At 54.0% G+C, this 15,231-nt stretch carries 14 protein-coding genes; 11 read left to right on the top strand and 3 right to left on the bottom strand.

Features of this window, described 5'->3' with window-relative positions:
* Positions 1-126 precede the first annotated feature (126 nt).
* Both LF929_RS18145 and LF929_RS18140 read left to right on the top strand, forming a co-directional pair.
* Entirely contained in the window at positions 127-846 is a 720-nt protein-coding gene (locus tag LF929_RS18145; RefSeq protein WP_038903225.1) for a 4'-phosphopantetheinyl transferase, read from the top strand.
* A gap of 43 nt (positions 847-889) precedes the next feature.
* Positions 890-1,636, top strand: coding sequence for an SDR family oxidoreductase (locus tag LF929_RS18140; protein ID WP_210174385.1), 747 nt, complete (start codon positions 890-892; stop codon positions 1,634-1,636).
* A gap of 275 nt (positions 1,637-1,911) precedes the next feature.
* Here the strand turns inward: LF929_RS18140 and LF929_RS18135 are convergent, their stop codons facing one another.
* The gene (locus LF929_RS18135) at positions 1,912-2,112 is read right to left on the bottom strand and encodes a hypothetical protein (protein ID WP_368678973.1); all 201 of its coding nucleotides are present in this window, start codon (positions 2,110-2,112) and stop codon (positions 1,912-1,914) included.
* Between LF929_RS18135 and LF929_RS18130 the strand changes: the two genes are divergently transcribed.
* The 3 genes from LF929_RS18130 (at position 2,030) to LF929_RS18120 (ending at position 5,449) form a co-directional block, all read left to right on the top strand.
* The gene (locus tag LF929_RS18130; protein WP_038906974.1) at positions 2,030-3,754 is read left to right on the top strand and encodes a methyl-accepting chemotaxis protein; all 1,725 of its coding nucleotides are present in this window, start codon (positions 2,030-2,032) and stop codon (positions 3,752-3,754) included. The genes LF929_RS18135 and LF929_RS18130 overlap by 83 nt on opposite strands.
* Positions 3,755-4,382: 628 nt before the next feature.
* The gene (locus tag LF929_RS18125; RefSeq protein WP_038903228.1) at positions 4,383-5,006 is read left to right on the top strand and encodes an HD domain-containing protein; all 624 of its coding nucleotides are present in this window, start codon (positions 4,383-4,385) and stop codon (positions 5,004-5,006) included.
* Positions 4,997-5,449, top strand: coding sequence for a GNAT family N-acetyltransferase (locus tag LF929_RS18120; protein WP_226093214.1), 453 nt, complete (start codon positions 4,997-4,999; stop codon positions 5,447-5,449). Before LF929_RS18125 ends, LF929_RS18120 begins: the two co-directional genes overlap by 10 nt.
* Before the next feature lie 24 nt (positions 5,450-5,473).
* On the opposite strand, the gene LF929_RS18115 is transcribed toward LF929_RS18120, so the two are convergent.
* The gene (locus LF929_RS18115; protein ID WP_012883246.1) at positions 5,474-5,704 is read right to left on the bottom strand and encodes a hypothetical protein; all 231 of its coding nucleotides are present in this window, start codon (positions 5,702-5,704) and stop codon (positions 5,474-5,476) included.
* A gap of 305 nt (positions 5,705-6,009) precedes the next feature.
* Between LF929_RS18115 and LF929_RS18110 the strand changes: the two genes are divergently transcribed.
* From LF929_RS18110 to LF929_RS18085, 6 genes are all read left to right on the top strand, one after another.
* Positions 6,010-6,792, top strand: a complete 783-nt coding sequence (locus LF929_RS18110; protein WP_210176082.1) for an ABC transporter ATP-binding protein — start codon at positions 6,010-6,012, stop codon at positions 6,790-6,792.
* Positions 6,793-6,875: 83 nt separating this feature from the next.
* On the top strand, positions 6,876-7,853 hold the full coding sequence (locus LF929_RS18105; RefSeq protein ID WP_226093229.1) for an ABC transporter substrate-binding protein: 978 nt from the start codon (positions 6,876-6,878) through the stop codon (positions 7,851-7,853).
* Complete coding sequence (locus tag LF929_RS18100; protein WP_016943188.1) at positions 7,850-8,848, top strand: iron ABC transporter permease; 999 nt, start codon at positions 7,850-7,852, stop codon at positions 8,846-8,848. Before LF929_RS18105 ends, LF929_RS18100 begins: the two co-directional genes overlap by 4 nt.
* Before the next feature lie 104 nt (positions 8,849-8,952).
* Complete coding sequence (ahpC, locus tag LF929_RS18095) at positions 8,953-9,516, top strand: alkyl hydroperoxide reductase subunit C (protein WP_012883250.1); 564 nt, start codon at positions 8,953-8,955, stop codon at positions 9,514-9,516.
* An 80-nt stretch (positions 9,517-9,596) separates the two neighbouring features.
* The gene (gene ahpF / locus LF929_RS18090) at positions 9,597-11,159 is read left to right on the top strand and encodes an alkyl hydroperoxide reductase subunit F (RefSeq protein ID WP_226093213.1); all 1,563 of its coding nucleotides are present in this window, start codon (positions 9,597-9,599) and stop codon (positions 11,157-11,159) included.
* A 321-nt stretch (positions 11,160-11,480) separates the two neighbouring features.
* Positions 11,481-14,189, top strand: a complete 2,709-nt coding sequence (locus LF929_RS18085; RefSeq protein WP_038906978.1) for an AAA domain-containing protein — start codon at positions 11,481-11,483, stop codon at positions 14,187-14,189.
* Between the two features lie 61 nt (positions 14,190-14,250).
* Here the strand turns inward: LF929_RS18085 and LF929_RS18080 are convergent, their stop codons facing one another.
* Entirely contained in the window at positions 14,251-15,081 is an 831-nt protein-coding gene (locus tag LF929_RS18080; RefSeq protein WP_226093212.1) for a DUF1868 domain-containing protein, read from the bottom strand.
* Positions 15,082-15,231 lie beyond the last annotated feature (150 nt).

The raw sequence follows: 15,231 nt of genomic DNA, 5'->3' as shown, positions 1-15,231 counted from the left end.
TTGACGCGGGTGTAACCGTAGTCGGTGTTTTGCCACAGGCGTTCACGTTCAAGCTGATGAAACATCGCTTATTTACCGGATAGCCAGACAGTTAACGGTGTATATCCGGTTGCAGAGTGCAGTGACATGCTTTCTTCATTTATTAACAATATCGAATGGTTGACCGTTTATCAGGCCGGGAGCGCGGCCGCTTACCCTGGACATTGTGCCCGCTGCCATTTTGAGTTGTCGGCGTATCGCGATGAGCTGTTCTCGCGGGCGGGTATCCCTGTTCCGGCGGATATTGCCCGCTCGGTACCGAAACGACGAGCTGAATATCTGGCAGGGCGTTATCTGGCGCAAAACGTCATGTCACGACTGGGGGTGGAGGGCTATGTACTCACCAGCGCGCCTGATCGTTCGCCGCAGTGGCCTGCGGGGATAGTCGGTTCCCTGAGTCACAACGTTGACAGCGTGCTGTGTGCCGCGCATCGATGTGGTCAGGATATGACGTGCGTTGGGCTGGATATTGAAACCCGGATGAGTGGCGAGCGTGCCGATAATCTGTGGCCCGGCATCGCCGATGAGATTGAATACGACTGGTTGCATTCCCACGATCCCATTCCTTTCGCCAGTATGCTGACGCTCAGTTTTTCAGCCAAAGAGAGCCTGTTTAAAGCGTTGTACCCACAGGTGAAACGCTACTTCGACTTTCTGGATGTGCGTATGGTCGGGCTGGATACCACACAGCGGACGTTCACGCTGCAACTGCTGACTGACCTGTCTGCCGATTATCCGCAGGGGCGTCGCTTCTGTGGGTCTTACCAATTGCGTGACAACGACATCACCACCTTTCTGTTTAACTGATTAACTGAGCCGGATGACACCACCACGACAGGGAACGACCACGATGAACATGACGGGAAATACGATACTGATCACCGGCGGAGGGTCCGGTATCGGGTTGGGGCTGGCGGCGGCGTTTCATCAGCGGGGCAATCAGGTGATTATCGCCGGGCGACACGCGACGACATTGCAGCAGGCGGCGGCGTCTTTTCCCGGTATGGACTGGCAGGTGCTGGATCAGCGAGATCCTGACGCTATAAGTGCGTTTGTCGCGCAGTTGCTACAGGATCATCCCTCGCTCAATGTGGTAATCAATAACGCGGGGATCCAACGGCGTGAAGACCTGACCGCGGTGGATCCGCAGTTGATCACCGACACGGTATCGACCAACCTGCTGGGGCCGTTGTGGTTAACCGGTGCGTTGATACCTCACTTGCTGCGTCAGCCGCAGGCAGCGGTGCTGAATGTGACATCGGAACTGGCTTTTTTGCCGCAGGCTATCACCCCTACCTATTGCGCCACTAAAGCGGCGTTGCATGCCTACACCGAGGCGTTGCGTTGTCAGCTTCGTCAGACGTCGGTACAAGTCATCGAAATTATCCCGCCTTGGGTGCAAACCGGGCTGCAAGGCGAACAGGGCTATGATCCACGGGCGATGCCGCTGCCTGATTTTATTGATGAAACGCTGGCAATACTCTCACAGCAGCCACAAGCCGATGAGATTGTCGTCGCCAGGGCCCGTGCATTGCGGTTTGCTGAACGTGAAGGGGCATACGCTGAGCGTTTTCGGGCTTTCAATACTGAGGTGTAGAACCCGCTTGCCTCGGCAGAGTCGGTTAAGCAGGCAACTGACGCTGAATACCGACAGACGACACCGTTGGGTGGTGACGTCCGGCATTGGTGTCGTGGTGATATTGTATCTAAATGTAATATTAAATGTCTTTTGATGTGTTTTGGTTTGTGCAGCTGCCACAAATTTAATGAACGCGTAGCGATCATTTTCCTTCAATACCACAGTGTATTTATTTTTATGATTTAAAATCAGTTAATTGATTTTTTTACCATTGTTCTTTTTCTCACCGAAAATCATATCTTTCCGCTTCGTTTTAATTCGCATTGATTAATCCCAGAGATTAACACGCCGATAACTAATGCAATGTTTTGTATAACTTTTGTTTTCACTGTGCTCTGAAAGGAAAAAATGATGAATACCGCTACTCTGTCTTCTTCGTCGCCCGGAGTGAGTTTTTGGCACCATTGGCGGCTGATGCCGATGTTCAGTTCCATTATCGGCGTTATCCTGCTTTTGTTCGCGTTGGCTATCGGATTTTCCGTCCATTTTCTGGTACGCAGCAACAGTTCCCTCAACGATGTCACCGCAGAAATCCAGGTCCGTCTGGGGGTGTCGAACAGTTCTAACCATCTGCGTACCGCTCGTCTGATGCTTATTCAGGCGGCGGCCGCCGCTAAAGACGGTGATAAAGACACCGCCAGCAGCAGTATTCAACAAGCCGAAGGTCGCCTGAAACAGTCAGCGGATAGCTTTGCCGCTTATCAAAGCCGTGAAGTCAAAACACCGGCAGACCTGGCGCTGGATGACGCGCTGCAACAGCGTTACAACGAGTACGTTAACACTGGTGTCAGGCCGATGCTGGATGCCGTGAAAGCTGGCCGTTACGACGATGTGCTCGCCATTGAATGGAAACAGACCCGTAAACTTGACCTCGCCTACAATGACGTGTTGCTGAAAGTGGTGGCTATCCGCACCCAGCGGGCAGAAGCGCTCAACCGCGAGGCACAGCAGGAGTCGGTATTTGGCTATAGCGTCATGGCCGTCAGTTTTGTGGTGGCCGTGCTGGTCTCGCTGTTTACCTACCTGTGTCTGCGCCGGGTGATTATCACGCCGATGCGTTCGCTGGTTGAGCGTATCGAGCGCATCGCCTCCGGTGATCTCACCATGCCGCTGGCGCAATGGGGGCGGGGTGAAGTCGGCCAGTTGGGCCACTATCTGCAAAATATGCAGCAGTCGCTGGCTCGGACCGTTAGCAATGTACGCCACGGGGTTGAGGCTATTTATCAGGGCATTACCGAGATTTCCGCCGGTAACAGCGATCTTTCTTCCCGTACCGAAGAACAGGCTTCCGCACTGGAACAGACTGCTGCCAGTATGGAAGAACTGACCTCTACCGTGCGTCATAACGCCGAGAACGCCAACCATGCCAGCCAGCTGGCGGGGAATGCCTCGGGCAAGGCACGGCAAGGCGGCGAACTGGTGGATGGCGTAGTACAAACCATGGGGAATATTCATCAGAGTTCGAAGAAGATTTCTGAAATCACCAACATCATCAACGGTATCGCTTTCCAGACCAACATTCTGGCGCTGAACGCGGCGGTGGAAGCGGCGCGAGCGGGTGAACAAGGGCGAGGTTTTGCGGTGGTGGCAGGTGAGGTGCGTTCGCTGGCACAGCGCAGTGCACAGGCCGCCAAAGAAATCGAAGGGCTCATCACCGAATCGGTCGCGCTGGTGGAAACGGGGTCTGATCAGGTTAGCCGAGCCGGGGAAACCATGCAGGATATCGTCAACGCCGTGACCAGCGTAACGGATATCATGGCGGAAATTTCGGTCGCGTCGCAGGAACAGAGCAAGGGTATCGATCAGGTTGGTCAGGCGATTAACTCGATTGATAACGTTACCCAGCAGAATGCGGCCTTGGTCGAGCAGGCGACGGCGGCAGCGACGTCACTGGCCGAGCAGGCCGCCGGGCTTAACGAGGCGGTATCGGCGTTTCGCATCGACAGTGTGGAACAACGACCTGCCGTTGGAGCATCATCGTCAGCTCGTGCGGTTGCAGCACAAACTGCATTACCTAAAACACTTCCGGGTGTGAAAAAGACAAAAGTCAGCAACGATGACTGGGAAACGTTCTGAGTAAACGCGATGAAATCGTGCTGAGATAAAAGTGGGTAGCCAGCGGCTACCCGTTTTTTTCAATGAAAAACTGTCGATAAAGCGTTATGCCCGGCTGAAATAAAACCGCACTGACTTTTTCTCAATACCAACAAACTTGTCTGACGGAATAAAAACGGTGCTGGCAACCATTGCGTGACTCGAATTATTCCAGAGATCGTTTATTATTTAATAAAGGCAGCAAGTAGTCTGGCGACGTTTTTCAACATCATTTATACCCGTCATACTTCAAGTTGCAGGTGCGTTGGCGGAGTTTGCTCACCCGAATCACTTACCTGAGTAAGCTCATCGGGGTTCGCTCTCTTGCCGCCTGCCTGCAACTCGAATTATTTTGGGTATATAGCCGTGTTCCTTTGATGGCTGTGTCTTGTTTATCACTCTGCTTTGTTTATGACTATGTCATGTTTATAACTGTGTCGTGTTTATAACTGTGTCGCATTGATAACGGTGTCCCGTTGATGGCTGTTTCCCGTATAGGGGGAGGGCGGGTCTGGTTTGATGATGGGGCCGGTTTGATAATAGGGCAGGTTTGATAATGATGTTGCAACGATATCTCGCCAGACATTGACTCCTTTTGAGGAGCGGAAAAATGACACTGATTGAACGAGCCCGAGAATTTGCTACCGAGGCGCATGCCGCCTGCGAGCAAAAACGGAAATATACCGGTGAGCCTTATATTGTTCATCCGGCGGCGGTCGTCACGTTGCTGATGCAAATTGAGCCGTCACAGGAGATGATTGCTGCTGCCTGGTTGCATGATACGGTGGAGGATACCCCCGTGACACTGGAACAGGTGACCCGGTTGTTTGGCTCGCAGGTGGCCCGTTATGTCGAAATGCTGACGGATGTTCGCACCCGTCAGGACGGTGGCGAGCGTATTCACCGCAAGAACGCCAATTTGCTGCACAGTGCGGCCGCCTGTCCGCAAGCACAGAGCATCAAGCTGTGCGATCTGATTGATAACAGCCGCAATGTCCTGGATCAGGACCCGGTGTTCGCCCGCCCGTACATGGTGGAAATGCGCCGTCTGCTGGCAGTGCTGACACAAGGTGACCCTCGGTTGTATGCCGCAGCAACCCGCCAGTGCGACCACACGATATTGTGTATTCATCGCTCGTTGGGGGATGATAGCTGGTATCAACAGCTTTGGCAGCAATACGAAGCGCATCTGCCGTTGAGTACCGTGCTGGAGCGGGCACAGGAATGGGTGTGAGTCGGCAAATTGTACGTCTTGACGCATTGCCTGACGCGCTGGCGGTGCTGGTGGCTGAAAGTCAGCAGCAAGGGTTTCGATTTTTATACCGGTTGCAGACGGAGTTTCAGTCTGGCGCTAATGATTTCCGCTTACCCGGTGAAGGGCTATTTGCCGCGTTTGAGGCTGAGCGTCTGGTGGCGATTGGCGGCGTTAATCAGCAATCGGGCATGCCGTACACCGGGCGGTTGCGGCGTTTTTATGTTGCAGCGGATTATCGTCGGCAGGGTGTGGGGCGTGAGCTGTTAACCGTTATCGAACAGGCGGCGGCGAGCTGTTTTCGCGAATTATATCTTTTTACCGACACCCTTGAGGCGGCGCAGTTTTACCAGCGCCAGGGGTATGTAGCGGTCAGCCTTCCCGATGTTAGTCATCGTAAAACTCTGGCTGGTGTTTCGTCATGACACTGGTTTCATCATGACGAATGGTTAACGGCCAATACTTCTCAACTGAGTACAAAACGGGCAGTTGCAACCGCTCACTGAGGTGGCATCACAGATGCCCAACGGACTGGTGGCGACATGGCCGTTACTGAATGCGGTTTCCATCTGCGCCAGCTTCGCGGCGTCATTCGGATTGACTGGCGTTAACTTAGCCTGAAACGCCGACGCGTTGGCTGCCGCAAACGAGAGAAAAACCAGCGACATTCTGAGTTTCATTACCCACCACCTGTAGGTTGCCAGGCAACCGTATTGAAAAGAACTGCGTTGAAAAGAACTGTATTTAAAAGAACAAACCGTGGCTTGTTATAACATACCCTTTTCTGCTTCGCATCCTTCGCACTTATCCAATAATCGTACAGTTTGTAAGCGTTCATGACGGGCATGAAGCCCATGACATCTCATTCTCCATCCTGCCCTCCATCTACTCTTCATCCACCCTCATGATGACCGTGTTTTGGTCTCTTTTATTTGTTATGTTATAACATAACAAATTGAGGTGTTGGATGTGGGAGGGTGCTGACATGTGGCAGACCATGCCGCCTTTGCTACGGGTAGAGCATTTGAATGCGGTACACACGACCGGTCAACGGGTACTGACCGATATTCACTTTTCCGTCGGGAGCAGGGAGTGTCTGGCGATTGTCGGCCCGAACGGCAGCGGTAAATCCACGCTATTACGTGCCTTATTGCATGACTCGCCGCCCGCAGGCGGGTGCGTCTGGCTGGGAGATAAACCGCTGGCGCAGCTGTCTCGCCAGCAACGGGCACGGCATATGGCGCTGATGAGCCAGCATGATACCCCCAGCCTGTCGCTCACGGTGGAAGAGTACGTGTCGCTGGGGTGTTTACCGCATGCGGATGCTCTGTCGCCAGCGGCACAGCAGGATACGGTGACGCACGTGCTGGAGGAAACCGGCTTGTCGCCGCTACGACAACGCAGGCTGGCGGTGCTGTCAGGAGGCGAGCGTCAGCGGGCTTTTCTGGCGCGCGCACTGGCGCAACGCCCGGAGATTTTGCTGCTGGATGAGCCGACCAACCATTTGGACCCACGTGGACGGGCGGCGTTGCTGGCGCTGGTCCGGCAACGTGGCATCGCAGTGGTCGCGGTGTTGCACGATTTGTCGCTGGTAGAGGCGTTTGCCGATCGGGTGTTGGTGTTGTGTCAGGGGCGGCAGGTGTGTTGGGACGTGCCCGCACAGGCGCTGGCCAATGAGACTGTCTACCCGGTGTTTGGTGTTCACAGCTTTACGGTATCTCATCCTCAAACCGGCTTGCCGTTACGCCTTTTTGATGTGCCTGCATGAGCGATGAGCGAATTGATAACCAGAGGAAACCTATGAATAAAGTCGGTAATGGCGGGCTGCGGGTTAGCGCCTTTGCCTGCGTGATGTGTGTCTTGTTGGGATGTAGCACTATGGCAGCGCAGGCGTCGGGGTTCCCGGTGACGGTGAACAGTTGTGGTAAACCGCTGACCTTCACACAAGCGCCGCAGCGGGCCATCATCAATGACCTGAACATGGCGGAAATGGCGTTCGCGCTGCACTTGCAACCGCAGATTGTTGGCCTGACCGGTATCAGCGGTTGGTACAAAATGACGCCGGAATTTCGCCAGCAAATGGGGACGATTCCCGAGCTGTCGCCGAAATATCCGTCGCTGGAAACCCTGCTGGGTGCCAACCCGGATTTTTTCTTTGCGGGCTGGAATTACGGTATGAAGGTGGGGGGAGAGGTCACGCCAGATACGCTGGCGACCTACGGCATCAAGACTATGGTGCTGAGTGAAAGCTGTATTTTTGAAGACGCGCATCGCCCGCGCGCCAGCATGGCATTGCTGTATGACGACGTGTTAACGCTGGGGAAAATTTTTGGCCGTGCGGAACAGGCACAGGCGCTGGTCGAACAATGGAAAGCGCGGCTGGCGGCCTTACCCAAACCGCCGACAGGGCAGGCTGCGCCGACGGTGTTTGTGTATGACTCCGGTGAGGATAAGCCTTTTACCAGTGGGAAATACGCCATGCCGACCGCCATTATCGAAGCAGCGGGGGGCCGTAATGTGATGGACGGCATGGCAGCGAGTTGGGCCACCACCTCCTGGGAGACGGTCGCGGCGGCGCAACCGGACCTGATCATTTTACTCGACTACCAGAATGGTGGCGGCGCGGCGGCGTTGCAGCATTTTCTGCAGACGCATCCGCTGATGAAGCATACCCCGGCGGTGGAACACCAGCGCTACCTGAAATTGCAGTATGCCGAGCTGACGCCGGGACCGGCCAATATCACGGCGATTGAAAAACTCGCCCACGCGCTTTACCCGGCTGCGACACAATATCCAACTGCAACACAATATCCGGCTACGTCGCAATGAGATCGTGCCGCCACTATACGGTGGTCTGCCTGCTCACGCTGTTGGTGTTGCTGGTGGTGATGCTCTTTAGCACTGCGGTGGGGGCCATTCGGATCCCGCTGACGCAGGTACTGGCGGCACTGACGCCGGAGCACCCTGGCGTACCGGAGACGGTGCGCCGCATCGTGCTGGAGCTGCGTGTGCCGCGTACGCTGCTGGCGGTCATCACCGGTGCCGGGTTGGCGATGGTCGGCGCGTTGCTACAAACCACCACCCGCAATGATCTGGCCGATCCCTTTCTGTTTGGGTTGTCCTCCGGCGCGTCGGCGGGAGCTGTGCTGGTGATAACCCGCTTTGGCGAATGGTTTGGTGCCTTCACGCTACCGGTTGCGGCATTTGGCGGGGGGATTTGCTCGGCGCTGTCGGTGACGTTGCTGTTTTTTCTGCGTCAGGGGCGGCAGGCGGAGCATCTGGTAATCTGCGGGCTGGCGATTTCCTTTCTGTTTGGGGCGTTAACCAGCTATCTGGTGTTTTCCGGTGACCAACGCGCCGCCAGTGCGGTGCTGTTCTGGTCTCTGGGCGGGCTGGGGCTGGCACGTTGGGATAATCTGCCAATAGCGCTGTGCAGCCTGTTGATATTAATTGGGGTTGTGATGGCGCGCTGGCGGGCGCTGGACAGTTTGCTGGCTGGTGAACAGACGGCGACATCGATGGGGGTTAATGTCAACCGGCTGCGCCTTGAGGTGTTCCTGTGCTGTGCGCTGGCGACGGCATTGTTGGTGTCATTGACCGGGGTGATCGGCTTTGTCGGGCTGATGGTGCCGCATTTGTGTCGTCCGCTGGTTGGTACGCGCCATCGCCAGTTGCTGGTGCTGTGCGGCTTGCTGGGCGCGGTGTTGCTGGGTATCGGCGATACCCTAAGCCGTGTATTGCTGGCGTCGCAGGAACTCCCAGTGGGGATTGTGACCGCCGGGTTGGGCGGTATTTTTGTGATTGTGCTACTGGCAAAACGTTAGGTATCACTTATCGATTTGATACGGACAACGCATTAGCGACATCCGTCACATTTTTGTACCTTAGCTTCCAAGCCAAACACATTGGAACACATGAGGAAACAGAGATGTCCGTTATCAATACTAAAGTTAAACCGTTTAAAAACCAGGCCTTCAAAGATGGTCAGTTCATCGAAGTCACCGAGCAGAACATCGAAGGTAAATGGAGCGTGTTCTTCTTCTATCCGGCTGACTTTACGTTTGTCTGCCCGACCGAACTGGGCGACGTTGCGGACTACTACGACGAGTTTCAGAAAATCGGCGTCGATATCTACTCTGTATCCACCGATACCCACTTTACTCACAAAGCCTGGCACAGCAGTTCTGAAACCATCGCTAAAATCAAATACGCGATGATCGGCGACCCGACTGGCGCGCTGACCCGTAACTTCGAAAACATGCGTGAAGATCAAGGCCTGGCCGACCGCGGTACTTTCATTGTCGACCCGCAGGGCATCATCCAGGCTGTGGAAATCACCGCTGAAGGCATTGGCCGTGACGCGTCTGACCTGCTGCGTAAAGTAAAAGCGGCTCAGTACGTGGCCTCTCACCCTGGTGAAGTGTGCCCGGCTAAATGGAAAGAAGGTGATGCCACACTGGCACCGTCTCTGGACCTGGTTGGCAAGATCTAAGACTGATTTTCCCTCTCCCTCTGATGTTTTTTATCGGGTGCTCCGCACCCGATTTTTTACGCCAACGCCAAGGATCATCTATGCTCGACAATAACGTACAACTCCAGTTGAAAACCTACCTGGAAAAATTAACCAAACCTGTTGAGTTAGTGGCGACACTGGACGACTCAGCGAAATCTGCTGAAGTCCGGGCATTGCTGACTGACATCGCCGGGTTGTCCGACAAAGTCAGTTTCTTTGAAAATAACGATCTGCCGGTGCGTAAACCGTCGTTTCTGGTGACCAACCCAGGGGCTGCCAATGGGCCGCGCTTTGCCGGTGCGCCGATGGGGCACGAATTCACCTCGCTGGTGCTGGCGTTACTGCAAACTGGTGGACATCCGTCGAAAGAAGCGAAAGAACTCCTCGATCAAATCCGCGACCTGGACGGTAAATTCCACTTCGAAACCTATTATTCGCTGACCTGCCATAACTGCCCGGATGTGGTACAGGCGCTGAATTTAATGTCCATCCTGAATCCGAACGTGACCCATACCGCGATCGACGGCGGTGTATTTCAGGATGAGATCAAAGATCGCAATATCATGGGCGTTCCCACGGTATTCCTGAACGGCGAACACTTCAGCCAGGGCCGCATGAGCCTGGCGGAAATCGTCGGCAAAATTGACACCGGTGCCAATGCCCGTGTGGTCGATAAGCTCAATAGCCGCCCGGTGTATGACGTGCTGATTGTCGGCAGTGGCCCTGCAGGGGCAGCCGCAGCGGTGTACGCGGCCCGTAAAGGCATCCGCACCGGTTTGATGGGCGAGCGTTTCGGCGGCCAGATTCTGGATACCGTCGATATTGAAAACTACATTTCGGTACCGAAAACCGAAGGTGCCAAACTGGCGACAGCGCTGAAAACGCATGTGGATGACTACGACGTTGACGTCATCGATTTGCAGAGTGCGCAAAAACTGCTCCCCGCTTCTGAACCGGGTCAGCCGCACCAGATCGAAACCGCGTCGGGTGCAGTGCTGAAATCCCGTAGCATTATTATTGCTACCGGTGCGCGCTGGCGCAACATGAACGTGCCGGGTGAAGAACAATACCGTACCCGTGGCGTCACCTATTGTCCGCATTGCGACGGCCCGCTGTTCAAAGGCAAGCATGTGGCGGTGATTGGCGGCGGTAACTCCGGCGTGGAAGCGGCGATTGATCTGGCCGGCGTGGTGAAGCATGTGACCTTGCTGGAATTCGCACCGGAACTGAAAGCAGACTCCGTGTTACAGGACAAGCTGCGTAGCCTGCCGAACGTCGATGTGATCATCAACGCACAGACCACTGAAGTGCTGGGTGACGGCCAGAAAGTCACTGGCTTGCAGTATAAAGATCGCACCACCGACAGCATTCATAAGCTGGCGCTGGAAGGGATTTTCGTACAAATCGGCCTGCTGCCGAATACCAACTGGCTGGACGGTGCCATTGAACGCAACCGCATTGGCGAAATTGAGATAGACGCTCGCTGCGAAACCAGCGTGAAAGGTGTGTTTGCCGCCGGGGACTGCACCACCGTGCCTTACAAGCAGATTATTATCGCCACGGGCGAAGGCGCTAAAGCCTCCCTGAGTGCGTTTGATTACTTGATCAGAACGCAGGCGTAACCTGATTCTGACCTGAACCCTATTCCATCCTGTGACTTGTGGTCACTTTCGGGCTGCAACCATCATGCATTAACCTGATCTTTTAGGCCACCCGACCCCTTCAGTTCGCTGAAGGGGTTTTTTATGCGTGATACCACTTAATGTCGATTTGTCATCGGTCTTGTATTGCATGACATCACACTTATGACCTCTTGATGATGACGCAAGCGTGTCTTCTATGAGGCGATGATGGCAAGATAATTCCTTATTGGAGAATAACGGCATTGAATGTTCGGCTTGAGAGGGACTTTGAATGTCGTTCATACACAAATTAAGGGACGTATGGTTTCAATCCTGGTTGGTGGTGAAGACAAGACAGCGAAGATTAGTGACTGGACAATTTTTTGGAGTCAGAAGTACGAGACTCTGCAACTGACGTGCCATTTTCCATCCGGAAAGACCTATACGCGCCCACTTAGTGACTGCCGTATCGCTCCCTGTCGGGAATTGGGCGAGATGCTGCTGACAAAGTTGGGTAGCACGATTGTGACTCCCATCGAAAAGGCAACGGTCTACGGCGAGCGATATGCTGTCGTGTACTATCTTGGTTCAGAACAGCCCTATATCCACAAGTTGGAGAATATCAGTTTTGTCGCGCCGACGGCGATGAAGGAGACGCCGGTCTTCCGTTATTTTGTTACTGTGGCGAATGCCCGAATAAAGCGCACAGGTTCGGCGGATCAACGACAGATAGCAACCAATGTCGTAAACCAACTGGACAAGTTGCCCTCCTGCGAGGGTACTGCTTTGCATGCCTACTGCACAGGATGGAACGGCACGCAGGAACGGGGCGAAGCGCTGATCTATCCGTTTGGCGTTAACGAAAGCCAGCTTACGGCGGTTGAGCAGGCTTTTAGTGCACAGGTCAGCGTGATCGAAGGCCCTCCTGGGACGGGTAAGACCCAAACCATTTTGAACATCCTCGCGAATATTCTGCTGCGCGGTAAAACGGTTGCAGTGCTGTCCAACAATAATGCGGCAGTGGGGAATGTTTACGAAAAGCTGGAGAAATGCAATCTGGACTACCTGGTCGCTAAACTCGGGAGTCAGGATAACCGCGAGGATTTTTTCGCCAGCCTGCCTTCCTGCCCATCGATCAAACCCGAACCCGCACCTGCTATGGGTGATATCCAGAATCTATTGGCACGCCTGAAGCAATATCTGGGCGACCACAACATGGCGGCACAATTACAGGCCGAAATCGATGAGTTGATCATCGAGCGTCACTATCTTCAACAGTGGCAGGAAGACCGTGGGGTGCAGGTTTCTGCCTCTTTGGACAAATACAGATTGTCTGCGCGTAAGACGGTAGACCTGATGGCTTATCTGTCCTATCTCAAAGATCAGCGCATTCAACTTAAAGACCGGATCGAGCTGTTGTTCAAATTCAGGATTTTCCGTTCTGGACCTTTTGTAGCGGGCAATGCTCGACTCTCTTTCTTCTATGCCTTGCAAATGCATTACTACGACAAGACGTTGAGGGACAAGAACAATGCTCTACAAGCGTGTCGAGAGTCGTTGGCTCGTGGCGATTTCACGGTCTTGCTGGAGAAATTGAAGACGGAGTCCATGCGTTATCTGAAGCGCCACTTGTATGTGCAGACCCAGACAAAGAACATCTTCGACGCAAAGACATACCAGAAAAATTTCGATGCGTTCGTGCAGCGTTTCCCGATCCTTGGTAGCAGCACTCATTCCATCGTTAATTCAATCGCAAGAGGGGCGATTCTCGATTACGTGATAATCGACGAGGCTTCGCAGCAAGACATCGTGCCGGGCATCCTGGCGTTGGGGTGTGCGAAGAACCTGATCGTGGTCGGAGACAGTCGGCAACTGGCACACATTCCCGTAGCGTTGGGCCTGCAAGCTCCCGCCGATGTCTATGATTGCGAGCGATACAGCCTGCTCGATTCCTGTATTGGCGTATTCAGAGATAGGCTGCCCAGAACCTTGCTAAAAGAGCATTATCGCTGCCATCCCAGGATTATTCAGTTCTGCAATCAGCAGTTCTACGATAATGCGCTGGTACCTATGAACCCTGGCTGTGGTGAAACGCCGCTGCGCTTGATAGTGACCAGCAAAGGTAACCATGCCCGTAAGAACACCAACCTCAGGGAGTTGGAATCCTTGCTCAAGGTACTTGAGGACGCAAGCGAACCTGTCAGGTTGGATGGCGAGGGCAGAGGCTTTATTGCCCCTTTTAGGGCGCAAGTAAACCTTGCCGGTACATACTTGTCAGCAGATTTCGTCAAGGACACCGTACACAAATTCCAAGGGCGAGAATGCGATGAAATCGTCTTCTCCACGGTATTGGACAAGAAACGCTACAACCAGATGCGGCGAGATTTCGTCGATGACCCTCGAATGGTTAATGTGGCGGTATCGCGGGCTAAAAACCGATTCACCCTGGTGACGGGCGATGAGGTTTTCACCACGAACAATGGCCCTGTTGCAGCCCTGATACGCTACGTTGAGTACTATGCGCAGGACGAGCAGATAGTGAAAGCGCCGGTCGTATCGGCCTTTGACCTGCTATACAAAGAGTACGACCAATCTCTGGAAGTGCTCAGCGCCAGATTACGGCCTAACGACTCACGTTACAAGTCTGAACAAATAGTGGCGCAAGGATTGCGGGAGGCCATATCCGATGCGTCGTGCCGGGCACTGATGTACCACACCCAAGTCCAGTTGAGCCAGGTTGCTTCATTGAACAATCCCGCTTTGACGGAACGAGAACAGGCATTTATGCGCAACCGCGCCAGTTGCGATTTCGTGCTGTATTTTAAGGTGGGTAAAACCCCATTGGGAGTTATCGAAGTCGATGGGGGTTGCCATGACACTCCTGAGCAGGCTGAGCGAGATGCTTTGAAAAATAGCATCTTGGCGAAAAGTGATATTCCCATTTTACGCTTGCGTACCATCGAAAGTCGGATTTCAGAGAGGATTACCGAGTTTCTCGCTAGGTGGGCAACTGCTGATTCTGACGCATGAAGCGGTAGGCGGTCAGGTTGCCCATGATAACCGTATGCTGACACCGTGGTTTTCACCCCACTCAGGCGGTTAGCGGCACGGTGGTGACAGGCTGGCCGATGTTTAACTGGGTATCGAAAGCAAACATGTCGTTGAAAACACAAAACTCCGGTACGCCCAGTTCCAGCACCGGTACCTGTTGTTGCAGGTAATGCAGGCAGGCCTGCTGGGCTTTCAGGTAAGCCTCTGATTCGTCTTCCGTCATCCAGCGCACCAGATAACCCAGCGTCACATGAAAGCCGTAGGTGTCATGGTCCGGCGCGCGTATCCCTAATTGTTCGGATAACCGGTCTCGTAGTGTGCGCAGTTTGCGCTCCTCGTTATCGTCCACGGGGGTCAGACGCACGGTCACGCCGGAATCCTGATGGGCGTTGAAATCGGTGATCCGCATTTTAAACGGCAGTGTGGCCTGCAACTCGAACCCTGCCAGTTTGCGTGCCAGATAATCGCTACAGACCGACAAGGGGGCATCAATCGGCAGGCCTGCGGGCCAGAACGGCAAACGGCGTTTCGATTCGGTCACACCTTCAAATACCGTCATGTGGTAACTGGACGGGGGAGTAAAGGTCAGGCAGTGGCTGAAATCCTGTTGTTTGAGCGTATCGCGCACGGCCATAAATGCACTCGAGGCGGCAGAATCCAGCGGAATGTGGGAAATAATGGTGTTGCCGGGAAAGCGCCTGACGCTGCCGTCGGGGTTGAATTTGCCGCCGATATCGCGTGGTGTCGGCACCAGAGAGCCGGATGGACGCATGGTGCTGAACATATCGTCAGCTCTGGCGTTGGCGAATAGCGACATCCCGTAAGCCAGGAGCGGTAATTGCAGGACAATGCGGCGGCGTAACGGGTTCATGACTCCTCCCAGTAGCGTGGATTGATGGATGTAAATGAATGAATAAATAAACGGTTTATACGCCTAGGTTAGGCGTACTTTGGTGACGGGTAAATTTCATACTGACATGGAGTTGTAAGCGGATCTTAATCGCACCGGGGCTGACATGCT

Source organism: Dickeya oryzae, assembly GCF_020406815.2.
GTDB lineage: Bacteria > Pseudomonadota > Gammaproteobacteria > Enterobacterales > Enterobacteriaceae > Dickeya > Dickeya oryzae.
Note: the sequence above shows the minus strand (reverse complement) of the source record. Positions and strands in the feature narration are given on the sequence as shown.